The organism is Pseudomonas sp. AGC41, from assembly GCF_057334555.1.
Map to the genome: position 1 here is coordinate 62883 of NZ_JBHFJB010000163.1, position 12441 is coordinate 75323.

Annotated in this window: 12 protein-coding genes; 7 read left to right on the forward strand and 5 right to left on the reverse strand. The window is 61.1% G+C overall.

All coding sequences use genetic code 11. The features are described 5' to 3' along the window. The first annotated feature begins 54 nt into the window (after window positions 1-54). The 7 genes from amaA (at window position 55) to ACE04F_RS28530 (ending at window position 8489) form a co-directional block, all read left to right on the forward strand. Entirely contained in the window at window positions 55-1338 is a 1284-nt protein-coding gene (gene amaA, locus ACE04F_RS28500; protein WP_486110987.1) for an L-pipecolate oxidase, read from the forward strand. Between the two features lie 369 nt (window positions 1339-1707). Then, window positions 1708-2844 (forward strand): branched-chain amino acid ABC transporter substrate-binding protein, encoded by a 1137-nt coding sequence (locus ACE04F_RS28505; protein WP_434569984.1) that lies wholly within the window; start codon window positions 1708-1710, stop codon window positions 2842-2844. 256 nt (window positions 2845-3100) lie between these two features. Then, window positions 3101-4015, forward strand: a complete 915-nt coding sequence (locus ACE04F_RS28510) for an ABC transporter permease subunit (protein WP_434558835.1) — start codon at window positions 3101-3103, stop codon at window positions 4013-4015. Window positions 4016-4017: 2 nt separating this feature from the next. Next, on the forward strand, window positions 4018-5298 hold the full coding sequence (gene livM, locus ACE04F_RS28515) for a high-affinity branched-chain amino acid ABC transporter permease LivM (RefSeq protein WP_486110990.1): 1281 nt from the start codon (window positions 4018-4020) through the stop codon (window positions 5296-5298). Continuing rightward, window positions 5295-6167 (forward strand): ABC transporter ATP-binding protein, encoded by an 873-nt coding sequence (locus tag ACE04F_RS28520; protein WP_486110992.1) that lies wholly within the window; start codon window positions 5295-5297, stop codon window positions 6165-6167. The genes livM and ACE04F_RS28520 overlap by 4 nt, the downstream gene beginning before the upstream one ends. Next, window positions 6164-6880: an ABC transporter ATP-binding protein gene (locus tag ACE04F_RS28525; RefSeq protein ID WP_053117959.1), complete on the forward strand. Its 717-nt coding sequence runs from the start codon at window positions 6164-6166 to the stop codon at window positions 6878-6880. Before ACE04F_RS28520 ends, ACE04F_RS28525 begins: the two co-directional genes overlap by 4 nt. Window positions 6881-7724: 844 nt before the next feature. Further along, window positions 7725-8489 carry an SDR family oxidoreductase gene (locus ACE04F_RS28530; RefSeq protein WP_486110994.1) on the forward strand — a complete coding sequence of 255 codons (765 nt, stop codon included), beginning with the start codon at window positions 7725-7727 and terminating at the stop codon, window positions 8487-8489. A 60-nt stretch (window positions 8490-8549) separates the two neighbouring features. Here the strand turns inward: ACE04F_RS28530 and ACE04F_RS28535 are convergent, their stop codons facing one another. From ACE04F_RS28535 to ureE, 5 genes are all read right to left on the reverse strand, one after another. After that, entirely contained in the window at window positions 8550-9683 is a 1134-nt protein-coding gene (locus ACE04F_RS28535) for an AGE family epimerase/isomerase (RefSeq protein ID WP_486110996.1), read from the reverse strand. 180 nt (window positions 9684-9863) lie between these two features. Further along, window positions 9864-10436 carry a HupE/UreJ family protein gene (locus ACE04F_RS28540; RefSeq protein ID WP_486110998.1) on the reverse strand — a complete coding sequence of 191 codons (573 nt, stop codon included), beginning with the start codon at window positions 10434-10436 and terminating at the stop codon, window positions 9864-9866. 31 nt (window positions 10437-10467) lie between these two features. Continuing rightward, a complete protein-coding gene (ureG, locus tag ACE04F_RS28545; protein ID WP_305497140.1) occupies window positions 10468-11082 on the reverse strand; it encodes an urease accessory protein UreG in 615 nt (204 codons plus the stop codon). A gap of 9 nt (window positions 11083-11091) precedes the next feature. Next, complete coding sequence (locus ACE04F_RS28550; protein ID WP_486111000.1) at window positions 11092-11766, reverse strand: urease accessory protein UreF; 675 nt, start codon at window positions 11764-11766, stop codon at window positions 11092-11094. Next, window positions 11763-12263: an urease accessory protein UreE gene (ureE, locus tag ACE04F_RS28555; protein ID WP_486111002.1), complete on the reverse strand. Its 501-nt coding sequence runs from the start codon at window positions 12261-12263 to the stop codon at window positions 11763-11765. Before ureE ends, ACE04F_RS28550 begins: the two co-directional genes overlap by 4 nt. Window positions 12264-12441: the final 178 nt, after the last annotated feature.

Sequence of the window (12441 nt, forward strand, 5' to 3'; positions counted from 1 at the left end):
CCCCCCTCCCACAGTTGAATGGTGTGATGGTTGGGTTTCATTTGGAGTCTGGCAATGCCGTTACGCGAAGAATGTCTGTGGGAAAAGCTGACGCCACAAAGGCCCGAAAACACTGTGCTTACAGGCGAGGTCACGGTAGATGTCTGTGTGATCGGCGCTGGTTTTACCGGCCTGTCAGCGGCGGTGCATTTGCTCGAACAAGGCAAACGCGTGGCAGTGCTGGAAGCCCATCGGGCCGGGCATGGCGGCTCCGGACGTAACGTCGGGCTGGTGAACGCCGGCCTGTGGATCCCGCCGGATGATATCGAAGCCGGCTTCGGCGAGGCGGTGGGCAGCCAGCTCAACCGCATGCTCGGGGCCGCGCCGGCCTTGGTGTTCAGCCTCGTCGACAAATACCACATCGATTGCCAGCTGCGCCGCGAAGGCACCCTGCATATGGCGCACAACGCCCGGGGCGAGGCAGACCTGCGCAGCCGCGAAGAACAATGGAAACGCCGTGGCGCGCCGGTGGAACTGCTGACCGGCCAAGCCTGTGCCGAGGCAACCGGCACTGACAGGATCGCCGCGGCATTGCTCGATCGCCGCGCCGGCACGCTCAACCCGATGGCCTACACCAGCGGGCTGGCCAAGGCGGCCAAGGACCTTGGCGGCCAATTGTTCGATCATTCGCCGGTCACGCGGCTGGAACGCCAGGGCCAGCGCTGGTCAGTGCAGACTGCCCAGGGCTCGGTGCTGGCCGAGCAAGTCGTGATCGCGTCCAACGCCTATACCGAAGGCGACTGGACCGAGCTGCGGCGCAATTTCTTTCCCGGATATTACTATCAGGTCGCTTCGGTCCCACTGACCGACGCGGCCGCCGACCGCATTCTGCCGGGCGGGCAAGGTTCCTGGGATACTCGCCAGGTATTGAGCAGCATTCGCCGGGACAAGGACGGTCGCTTGCTGCTGGGCAGCCTGGGCAATGGCAACCGTAAGCCGACCTGGTTCCTCAAGGCCTGGGCGGACCGGGTGCAGCAGCATTATTTCCCTTACCTCAAGCCCGTGGAGTGGGAGTGCACCTGGACCGGTTGCATTGCGTTCACGCCCGATCACCTGATGCGTCTGTTCGAACCAGCGCCCGGCCTGGTGGCCGTCACCGGCTACAACGGTCGAGGCGTGACCACCGGCACCGTGGTCGGCAAGGCGTTCGCCGACTATCTGTGCCACGGCGATGCCAAGGCATTGCCGATCCCTTTCGCGCCCATGCAGCCGTTGGCCGGCGTTGGCCTGCGCAGTTGCCTGTATGAAGCGGGCTTTTCTCTGTATCACGCGGGCCAGTGCCTGCGGATCGTCATCTGATTGTTGAAAAGTGTTACGGGCAGCGGCGTTTTTCAACACAGCGGCTAGCCTGTTATGGTGCGGGCTGTAGCAGCCGCGCACCGGCAGTGTGCAGTTAGGTGACGCAGGTTGTTACACAGTGGTTGCACGCCGTTTCGTATGGCGGTTGCAATGATGGCTCATGGAGGGTTCCACCTACTTGTAAAAACGGTTGCACCTCGTCCGGTTTAGACGGTTGCACGCCCTGTGAAAAAGGGCCCGAAACAGTCGAAATAACAATAAAGCAGCGACTTTTTTAAGAATAAAAAACCGATGGCACGGCCCTTGCTCTTAGCTTTTCAGTGAAGTGAAGTCGCAGTGCCAACTAAAAAAACCTTGGAGCACCACCTCATGTCCCAGACGTTTTACAAGAAAGGCTTTCTGGCCCTCGCAGTGGCAGCTGCGCTGGGTGTTTCTGCGTTTGCCCAGGCTGATGTGAAATTTGGTGTGGCGGGGCCGATGACCGGCGCCAACGCCGCGTTTGGCGAGCAGTACATGAAAGGTGCGCAGGCCGCGGCCGATGTCATCAACAAGGCAGGTGGCGTCAATGGCGAGAAAATCGTCCTGGTCGCCGGTGACGATGCCTGCGAACCGAAGCAGGCCGTGGCCGTGGCCAACCGCCTGGTTGACCAGGACAAAGTGATCGGCGTGGTCGGGCACTTCTGCTCGTCCAACACCATCCCGGCCTCCGAGGTCTATGACGAAGCAGGCATCATTGCCATCACCCCAGGCTCGACCAATCCGGCTGTTACCGAGCGTGGCCTGAGCGCGATGTTCCGCATGTGTGGTCGTGACGACCAGCAAGGCATCGTGGCTGGCGACTACATCGTCGACGTGCTCAAGGGCAAGAAAGTTGTCGTCCTGCACGACAAGGACACCTACGGCCAAGGCCTGGCGGATGCTACCAAGGCACAACTGGCGAAGCGTGGCGTGACCCCAGTGCTGTATGAAGGCCTGACCCGTGGCGAAAAAGACTTCAGCGCCGTGGTCACCAAGATCCGTTCGGCCGGTGCCGACGTGGTCTACTTCGGCGGCCTGCACCCGGAAGCCGGCCCGCTGGTTCGCCAGCTGCGTGAGCAAGGCCTCAAGGACGTCAAGTTCATGTCCGACGATGGCATCGTCACCGATGAACTGGTCACTACCGCTGGCGGCGCGCAATATGTCGATGGCGTGTACATGACCTTCGGCGCCGACCCACGCCTGCTGCCGGACAGCAAGGCCGTGGTGGACGCTTTCCGTGCCCAGGGCGTAGAGCCTGAGGGCTACACTCTGTACGCCTATGCCTCTGTCCAGGCACTGGCCGCCGGTTTCAACGGTGCCAAGTCCAACAAGGGCGAAGACGCCGCCAAGTGGCTGAAAGCCAACCCGGTGAAAACCGTCATGGGCGAAAAAGCCTGGGATTCCAAGGGCGACCTGAAAGTCTCCGACTATGTGGTCTACCAGTGGGACAAGGACGGCAAATACCACCAGTTGGAAAAACAGAAGTAATTTGAAGGGATGACTAGCCTGTGGCGGGGGGGGGGGGGCCCGCTGGGGCGCTTGGCGCCCCCAAAAGGGGCCTGCTGCGCAGTCCAGCGGGAGCACCCCCCCCCCCCCCACGGAGAATGTGTTCACCCTGTCCTGATTGGCATTAGCCAACGGCCCGTCTGTTTTTTTCTACGAGCCGCACATCCTTTTGGCGCTGGGCTTGGATCCCGTCGTCGCGTCCTCGGGGATGTGCTGTCTCACTGCGTGAGATCGCGTTATGGATGGTATTTTCCTGCAGCAACTGATCAATGGCCTGACCCTCGGGTCGGTCTATGGTCTGATCGCCATCGGCTACACAATGGTCTATGGCATCATCGGCATGATCAACTTCGCCCACGGCGAGGTTTACATGATTTCCGCTTACCTCGCGGCAATCAGTCTGGCTCTGCTGGCTTACTTCGGTATCGAATCCTTTCCGCTGATGATCCTTGGCACCCTGGTGTTCACGGTCGTGGTTACCGGGGTATACGGCTGGGTCATCGAACGCGTCGCCTACAAACCCCTGCGCAACTCCACCCGCCTGGCACCGCTGATCAGCGCCATCGGCATCTCGCTGATCCTGCAGAACTACGCGCAGATCAGCCAGGGCGCCCGCCAACAGGGTGTGCCAACACTGCTTGAAGGCGCCATGCGCGTCGACATCGGTACCGGCTTCGTGCAGCTCACCTACACCAAGATATTCATCCTGATTGCCGCATTCGCCGGCATGGCGCTGCTGACCTACATCATCAAGTACACCAAGCTCGGCCGCATGTGCCGCGCCACGCAGCAAGACCGCAAGATGGCCTCCATCCTCGGCATCAACACCGATCGGGTGATTTCCTACGTGTTCATCATCGGTGCGGCCATGGCCGCCCTGGCCGGTGTGCTGATCACCATGAACTATGGGACGTTCGACTTCTATGCCGGGTTCATCATCGGCATCAAGGCGTTCACCGCGGCGGTACTCGGCGGCATCGGCTCCCTGCCTGGGGCAATGCTTGGCGGGATCATCCTCGGGATCTCCGAGTCGCTGTTCGCCGGTCTGATCAACTCCGACTACAAAGACGTGTTCAGTTTCTCGCTGCTGGTGCTGATTCTGATTTTCCGTCCCCAAGGCCTGTTGGGTCGCCCACTCGTGGCGAAGGTATAAGTATGTCTGCTGCCAATAAACCGCTTGATATCAAACAGAGCGTCATCGACGCGATCCTGGCCGGCCTGATCTCACTGATCGTGTTCGGGCCGATCGTCGGCGTGGTGCTCGACGGCTACAGCTTCAACCTGCAGCCGGCCCGCGTCGGCTGGCTGGTGGCGATCGTGATGGTCGGGCGTTTTGCCCTGAGCCTGTTTCTGCAAACCCCCAAGGGGCTGAAGATTCTCCAGGGGTTCGAGAGCACCGGCTCCGGCGTGCATGTGCTGCCACCCGACTACAAGTCGCGGTTGCGCTGGATCATCCCGGCCCTGATCGTGATTGCCATCGTGTTCCCGTTCTTCGCCAACAAGTACGTGCTTACCGTGGTCATCCTCGGGCTGATTTACGTGCTGCTGGGCCTGGGCCTGAACATTGTGGTCGGCCTGGCCGGGTTGCTCGATCTGGGTTACGTGGCGTTCTATGCCATCGGCGCCTACGGCCTGGCGTTGGGTTACCAATACCTGGGGCTGGGTTTCTGGACCGTACTGCCACTGGCGGCAATCGCGGCGGCAATGGCGGGGTGCATATTGGGGTTCCCGGTGTTGCGAATGCACGGTGACTATCTGGCCATCGTGACCCTGGGCTTCGGCGAGATCATCCGACTGGTGCTGAACAACTGGTTGTCGTTCACTGGCGGGCCGAACGGCATGCCGGTTCCTGCGCCAACCTTCCTGGGCCTGGAGTTCGGCAGGCGAGCGAAGGACGGCGGGGTGCCGTTTCATGAGTTCTTCGGTATCGACTACAACCCCAACATCAAATTCCTGTTCATCTACATCGTGTTGTTCATCACCGTACTGCTGGTGCTCTACGTCAAGCATCGCCTGACCCGCATGCCGGTCGGCCGCGCCTGGGAAGCCCTGCGTGAGGACGAAATCGCCTGTCGCTCCATGGGCTTGAACCATGTGCTGGTCAAGCTTTCTGCGTTCACCATCGGTGCTTCCACCGCTGGCCTGGCGGGTGTGTTCTTCGCCAGTTACCAGGGTTTCGTCAATCCGTCCTCATTCACCTTCTTCGAGTCGGCGCTGATCCTGGCGATCGTGGTGCTGGGTGGCATGGGCTCGACGGTTGGTGTGGTGATCGCGGCATTCGTGCTCACCGTGGCGCCGGAGCTGCTGCGCAGTTTCTCTGAGTACCGCGTGCTGCTGTTCGGCGTGTTGATGGTATTGATGATGATCTGGCGCCCACGCGGCCTGATCCGCATCAGCCGTACCGGTGTGACGCCGCGCAAGGGGGTAGCGCCATGAGCGAAGTCGTACTCAAAGTCGAAAACCTGATGATGCAGTTCGGTGGCATCAAGGCCCTCAGCGACGTCAGCCTGCAGGTCAAGCGCAACTCGATCTTCGCCCTGATCGGCCCCAACGGCGCGGGCAAGACCACGGTGTTCAACTGCCTGACCGGTTTCTACAAGGCTTCGGGCGGCAAGATCGAGCTCAACGTGCGTGGCGAGCAGACCAACGTGATCCAGTTGCTCGGCGAAGCATTCCGCCCGACGGACTTCGTCTCGCCAAAGTCTTTCGCCAGCCGGCTGTACTACAAGATGTTCGGCGGCACCCACCTGGTAAACCGCGCCGGTCTGGCGCGCACCTTCCAGAACATTCGCCTGTTCAAGGAAATGTCGGTGCTGGAAAATCTTTTAGTGGCCCAGCATATGTGGGTCAACCGCAGCCTGGTGGCGGGCATCCTCAACACCAAGGGTTATCGCCAGGCTGAAAGCGATGCCCTGGATCACGCCTTCTACTGGCTGGAAGTGGTGGATCTGGTGGACTGCGCCAACCGCCTGGCCGGTGAGCTTTCCTACGGCCAGCAGCGCCGCCTGGAAATCGCTCGGGCGATGTGCACGCGTCCGCAGATCATTTGTCTCGACGAACCGGCCGCCGGCCTCAATCCTCAGGAAACCGAAGCGCTGAGCGCGATGATCCGGCTGCTGCGCGACGAGCACGATCTGACCGTGGTGCTGATCGAACACGACATGGGCATGGTGATGAGTATTTCCGATCACATCGTAGTGCTGGATCACGGCAACGTGATTGCCGAGGGCGGTCCCGAGGCGATTCGCAACGATCCGAAGGTGATCGCGGCTTACCTGGGCGCCGATGAAGAGGAATTGGTATGAGTGGGCCTATCCTCGAGCTCAAGGAGCTGGACGTGTTCTACGGGCCGATCCAGGCCCTGAAGAAAGTCTCGATGCACATCGGCGAAGGCGAAACCGTGAGCCTGATCGGCTCCAACGGTGCCGGCAAATCCACGCTGCTGATGTCGATCTTCGGCCAGCCCCGCGCTGCGGGTGGGCAGATCATTTACCAGGGCGTGGACATCACCCACAAGTCGTCGCACTACATCGCCTCGAACGGCATCGCTCAATCGCCGGAAGGGCGCCGGGTGTTCCCTGACATGACCGTCGAGGAAAACCTGCTGATGGGCACCATCCCTATCGGCGACAAATACGCCAGCGAAGACATGCAGCGCATGTTCGAGCTGTTCCCGCGGCTCAAGGAGCGCCGCAACCAGCGAGCCATGACCATGTCCGGCGGCGAGCAGCAGATGCTCGCCATCGCCCGGGCCTTGATGAGCCGGCCGAAGTTGTTGCTGCTCGACGAGCCGAGCCTGGGGCTGGCGCCGATCGTGGTGAAGCAAATCTTCGCCACCCTGCGGGAACTGGCGTCCACCGGCATGACTATCTTCCTGGTGGAGCAGAACGCCAACCACGCGCTCAAGCTGTCGGACCGGGCCTATGTGATGGTCAACGGCGAAATCCGCTTGACCGGCACCGGCAAGGAACTGCTCGCCAACGAAGAGGTGCGCAACGCGTATCTTGGCGGGCATTGAGGCTGCTTCAATGAAAAAAACCGGCGAGTGATCGCCGGTTTTTTTATCTCTTCACATCGCCACCCTTCCCCCTGTGGGAGCGAGCCCGCTCGCGAATGCGGCGCATCAGCTGTCGCCCATGTATTTGACACGCCACCTTCGCGAGCAGGCTCGCTCCCACAGGGGATATATAGAGTTTGGAGAATTGTGGACAACAATCTCGAAGCCCTGCGAAACCGCGACATAAAGTCGCCGCAAACAGTTGTTTTGTCACGGTTTTGACTTGTCCCCGTTTGCTGTGGAACTGGCTGTGGGTAACGTGGGTGTACTTGGCTGGAGCCCTTTGATTACGCGGCTTACAGGGTGGTGAGCGTTTTTTGATCAAGCGGTTTTGGTCATTCGGAAGTGGAAGTTGTCAACAGTTTTCTAAGCGTCGTTGGCGTTCGGAAAACTGTCAGCAAGCCTGTGGATAAGTCTGTGACTAAACTCTGGAAAGACCGCGCGGAGCGGCGTCGTTGCTGGCTTGGCGCCATCGTCTATCTGGCCTCGGCTTATAGCAGATAACTTCCGCTGCACAACCTCACTTGGTGGGTCAAGCGAAAAAAATTTCCAAATGTCCCGTAAAGCCTTATACACAGCGGCTTCCAGCGTTTGTACTTGCCCCCGATTATTGTGGACGTGCCTGTGGATAAGATGCGCGCAACCCTCTGCAGCCCTTGTCTAACAAGGCCTGGGCTCGATTGGTTGTTTTATGAGCAGCCATGCAGACAAAAACGCGCCCCAAGCCTTGCCCAGGGTGTGTCAGGGCGGGCATGCTGTGGGCCGATTTCCATCAATGGTTTGAAGCCCAAGCAAGGAGAACACGATGTCCGACACCCTGTTTATCACCGGCGCGACGTCCGGTTTTGGTGAAGCCTGTGCCCGTCGTTTTGCCGAGGCCGGCTGGAAACTGGTGCTGACTGGTCGTCGTGAAGAGCGTCTCAGCGCCCTCTGTGCCGAGTTGTCGAAGCAGACCGAGGTCCATGGCCTGGTCCTGGACGTGCGTGATCGCAAGGCCATGGAAGAGGCCATCGCCGACCTGCCGCCTTCGTTCGCCAAATTGCGTGGCCTGATCAATAACGCCGGCCTCGCATTGGGCGTCGACCCCGCGCCCAAGTGCGACCTCGATGACTGGGACACCATGGTCGACACCAACGTGAAAGGCCTGATCTACAGCACCCGCCTGCTGCTGCCGCGGCTGATTGCCCATGGTCGTGGCGCCGGGATCATCAACCTGGGTTCCATTGCCGGCAACTACCCGTATCCGGGCAGTCACGTGTATGGCGCGAGCAAGGCGTTCGTCAAACAGTTCTCGCTGAACCTGCGCTGTGACCTGCAAGGCACCGGCGTGCGGGTGAGCAATATCGAACCGGGCCTGTGCGAGAGCGAGTTTTCCCTGGTGCGCTTCGGTGGTGATCAGGAGCGCTACAACGCGACTTACGCCGGCGCCGAGCCGATCCAGCCGCAGGACATCGCCGACACCATCTTCTGGGTGCTCAACACCCCGGCGCACATCAACATCAACAGCCTGGAGCTGATGCCGGTGAGCCAGACGTGGGCCGGGTTTGCCATCGAGCGCAACAAGGCCTGACGGGGTTTTCGAGATGAGCTTTTTATGGTGTGGGAGTTGCTCCCCCACCACAAAGGTTTGTCAGGACAGATAGTCAGCCAGCCCGCGATAGCAGGTCAGCAGGTGATAGGGAGTGGTGGACGGCATGTCTCGACGGCTGACATTGCCCTCGGCATCAAGGCACTCGTTCCAGCCCAGGGGATGCAGGAAATGTTGCTGCAACGCCCGTAATTGACGCAGCAAAATCCCTTCGCTTCCTGGGCGCAACGTGAGTGCCCGCAGGTATTCCGCCTGGGCCCAGATGCGTGGGGTTGCATCGCGCGGAGCATTCTGTGGCTCCAGGTCCAGCATCGCGCAGACGGCACCGGTGTGCGGAACGACGCCTTGTTGTTCGGTATCGCCGAAGCTGCGTTCCAGGGCCAAGTGCAGTTTGCCGCCACGCAACAAGGGCGATGAGGCCAGCAGAAAATACCACTCGAACTGATGCCCCGGCTCGAACCAGTTATCCACAGCCTTGAGCGGTTTCTCCATCATGACTTGCCGTTGCGGATCAACGAAGCACTTGGACATCCCCTCGCACAGGCTCAGCAACGCTTGACGAACAGTGGCGTCGTCGCGAACCGCAAGGGTCGCGAGAAATGCTTCTGCCAGATGCATCAGTGGGTTTTGCAGCGGTCCTGTTTCGGCTGTAGACCAGTCGCGGCCGAGGCTGGCTTCGTAGAGACCGTCGCCGGTGGCAAAGCGTCGCGCGATGATTTCCAGGGCCGCATTGAGCACCGACTCCACCAGCGGTTCGCGAACCTTGCCCCAGTAATGGGCGCAGGCGAACAGGATGAAGGCGTGGGTGTACAAATCCTTGCCGGTATCCAGCGGAATCCCCAGCGGGTCGATGCTGTAGAACCAGCCGCCATGTTCGGCATCGTGGAAGTGCCGTTGCAGCGAGCGAAACAGCGCGGCGGCGCGTTCCTCGGCCTGCGGCACTTCGCCGATCAGGCTGGCGAACACATACAGCTGCCGCGCGCAGGCCATGGCGCGATAACGCTGGGGCGGCAGCGGCTTGTGCTGGATATCCAGGGACTCATAGGGCAACGCCAACTCGGCATTCCAGCCCGGACCTTGCCACATCGGCACGATCACATCGTGAAACTGCTGATGCACCGTGGCGAACAGCGTGGTCAATTCGGGTAGAAGGGCGGAGCGGGAGGCTTCAGGCATTGGCGGACGTCGTCACGGCGGGGGGCGTTTGCGCGACATGGTAGCAGAGTGGCAGGTCTTGGCGATGCGGTGCCTGTCAAGCCGCTTTCGCGAGCAGGCTCGCTCCCACATGGATTGGCGTACACCGTCCATGTGGGAGCGAGCCTGCTCGCGAAGAAGTTTTGAATAAAGCAGAAAAAGTCAGCTGGCCAACAACCAGACCCCAGCCGCCGCCGAAGCAGCCCCGGCCAACCTGATCACCGGCGCTGCCGCGCGTGGCAACACGCGAACCAACGCAAAACCCGCACCATGCAGCGCCGCCGTCGCCGCGATGAACCCGGCCGCATAGCTCCACGGACTCGACATATCCGGCAGCTCCAAGCCATGGGCCACGCCATGGAACAGCGCAAACAGCGCGGTCGCGCCGACTGCCAGGCTCAGCGGCGGACGCGCAGCCAATGCCACCGCCAGACCCAAGGCCAGCACCGAAGCGGCGATCCCGTTTTCCAACGCCGGCAAGTTCAGGCCTTCAAAGCCCAGCAGACCACCGAGCAGCATCGTGCCGACGAACGTGCATGGCAGTGCCCAGCGCGCTGCGCCTTGTTGTTGGGCGGCCCACAAGCCGACCGCCAACATCGCGAGCAGGTGATCGAGGCCGCCGATGGGATGGCCGAGGCCGGCGATCAGGCCGTTATCGCCGTGTCCGGGGTGGGCGAAGGCCAGAGCTGGGGCCAGCAGCAACGCGAGGGCGCCGAGGATACGTTTAAATGTCATGGATAGGCTTCCTTGTTCGAATAGGGAAAAGTCACGCCGCGCTCAGCAGGCCCTGGCGCTCGATGAAGGCGATGATGTCGTCCAGGCCCTGGCCGGTCTTTTGGTTGCTGAACACGAAGGGCTTGCCGTTGCGCATCCGCTGGGTATCGCTGTTCATCAATTCCAGCGAGGCACCCACCAATGGCGCCAGGTCAATCTTGTTGATCACCAGCAGGTCGGATTTGCAGATGCCCGGCCCGCCCTTGCGCGGCAGCTTGTCGCCAGCCGACACGTCGATCACGTAGATGGTCAGATCCGACAGTTCAGGGCTGAAGGTCGCGGACAGGTTGTCGCCACCGGACTCGACCAGGATCAGGTCGAGGCCTGGGAAGCGCCGGTTCAACTGGTCTACCGCTTCAAGGTTGATCGAGGCGTCTTCGCGAATCGCCGTGTGCGGGCACCCGCCGGTTTCCACGCCGATGATCCGTTCCGGCGCCAAGGCTTCGTTGCGCACCAGGAAATCGGCGTCTTCACGGGTGTAGATGTCGTTGGTGACCACGGCCAGGTTGTAGCGCTCGCGCAAGGCCAGGCAGAGGGCCAGGGTCAACGCGGTCTTGCCGGAGCCTACCGGGCCGCCAATACCGACGCGCAAAGGTTGTGTATTCATGTGTCTCTCCTAGGAACGGAACAGGCGGCTGTACTGGCGCTCATGGGCCATGCACGCCAGGGACAGGCCAAACGCGGCGCTGCCGTAATGGTCGGGGTCGATGGTCGAGGCGATCTGCTGGGCCTGTTGCAGCAAGGGCAGCAGCTCGCTGGTCAACCTTTGCGCAGCTTGCTGGCCCAGGGGCAGGGTTTTCATTAACACCGCCAGTTGGTTTTCCAGCCAACTCCACAGCCAGGCAGCGAGGGCATCCTCTGGCTTGATGTCCCAGGCCCGAGCCGCCAGGGCCCAGCCCAGAGCCAGATGTGGTTCGCTGCGCTGTTCAAGAAAGCTGCTTGCGGCGCTGTCGAGCTCCGGCAGGCCCGCCAGCAGTTGCTGCAACGAGTAGCCCATCTGCCGGCTCTCCTGGTACAGCTCGCGGGTTTCCCGACTGGCTCGGTGCTGTTCACAAAGATCCAGCAGCGCGTGCCAATCGTCGGCAGCGGCTGCCCTGCAATGAGCCAGCAGCAAAGGCGCCTCGAAACGCGCCAGGTTCAGCAGCATCTGATCGCTGATCCAGCGGCGTGCATCGTTGGGCGTCTTCACCAGGCCATTATCAACGGCCATTTCCAAGCCCTGGGAATAGCTGTAGCCGCCAATCGGCAGTTGTGGACTGGCCAGACGCAGCAGCGCCCAGGCCGGGTTCATAAACGCACGCCGAACTGGTGCAGGCGCGGCGCGTAATTGAAATCTTCATCGCCGTGCCGGGAATGATGATGGCCGCCGCCGTAGGCGCCGTGTTCCGGTTGGAACGGGGCTTCGATGGATCCGACGCTGGCGCCCAGTTGCTCGAGCATCGCCTTGAGCACGTAATCGTCCAGCAGGCGCAGCCAACCATCGCCTACCTGCAGGGCAACGTGGCGATTGCCCAAATGGTAGGCCGCACGGGTCAGTTCGAACGCATTGGCGCAGGTGACGTGGAGCAGTTGCTCAGCGCGGGCGCAGACGCGAACGGTGCGCCCATCCTCGGCCTGAAGGCATTCACCGTCATACAGCGGCGGCTGGCCTCGCTCCAGAAACAATCCGACGTCTTCACCCTCGGCACTGAAACAGCGCAGACGGCTTTTGCTGCGGGCGTCAAAGGTCAGGTGCAGCTCGGCGTCCCAGCGCGGTTGAGTGTCGATTCTGCGGTGAATAACCAGCATCGGAGTCTTCCAGCAATGAACGGTGCTGTGTTTAGAGCAAGGGGCTTGCCAATCGAAGGGTATGTAGGAAATGTCCGGGATGGCGTTCCCGGATGGGGCAGGTTTCGTGCCGTTATGGTGCGCTTCGGGAAAACTCGCACCACTTTGAATCACGCACAAAACATCGTGGGAGGGGGGG

Coding starts and splice junctions, on each gene's coding strand:
- amaA (WP_486110987.1), top strand. CDS start 55: ATGCCGTTACGCGAAGAATGTCTGTGGGAAAAGCTGACGCCACAAAGG.
- ACE04F_RS28505 (WP_434569984.1), top strand. CDS start 1,708: ATGTCCCAGACGTTTTACAAGAAAGGCTTTCTGGCCCTCGCAGTGGCA.
- ACE04F_RS28510 (WP_434558835.1), top strand. CDS start 3,101: ATGGATGGTATTTTCCTGCAGCAACTGATCAATGGCCTGACCCTCGGG.
- livM (WP_486110990.1), top strand. CDS start 4,018: ATGTCTGCTGCCAATAAACCGCTTGATATCAAACAGAGCGTCATCGAC.
- ACE04F_RS28520 (WP_486110992.1), top strand. CDS start 5,295: ATGAGCGAAGTCGTACTCAAAGTCGAAAACCTGATGATGCAGTTCGGT.
- ACE04F_RS28525 (WP_053117959.1), top strand. CDS start 6,164: ATGAGTGGGCCTATCCTCGAGCTCAAGGAGCTGGACGTGTTCTACGGG.
- ACE04F_RS28530 (WP_486110994.1), top strand. CDS start 7,725: ATGTCCGACACCCTGTTTATCACCGGCGCGACGTCCGGTTTTGGTGAA.
- ACE04F_RS28535 (WP_486110996.1), bottom strand. CDS start 9,683: ATGCCTGAAGCCTCCCGCTCCGCCCTTCTACCCGAATTGACCACGCTG.
- ACE04F_RS28540 (WP_486110998.1), bottom strand. CDS start 10,436: ATGACATTTAAACGTATCCTCGGCGCCCTCGCGTTGCTGCTGGCCCCA.
- ureG (WP_305497140.1), bottom strand. CDS start 11,082: ATGAATACACAACCTTTGCGCGTCGGTATTGGCGGCCCGGTAGGCTCC.
- ACE04F_RS28550 (WP_486111000.1), bottom strand. CDS start 11,766: ATGAACCCGGCCTGGGCGCTGCTGCGTCTGGCCAGTCCACAACTGCCG.
- ureE (WP_486111002.1), bottom strand. CDS start 12,263: ATGCTGGTTATTCACCGCAGAATCGACACTCAACCGCGCTGGGACGCC.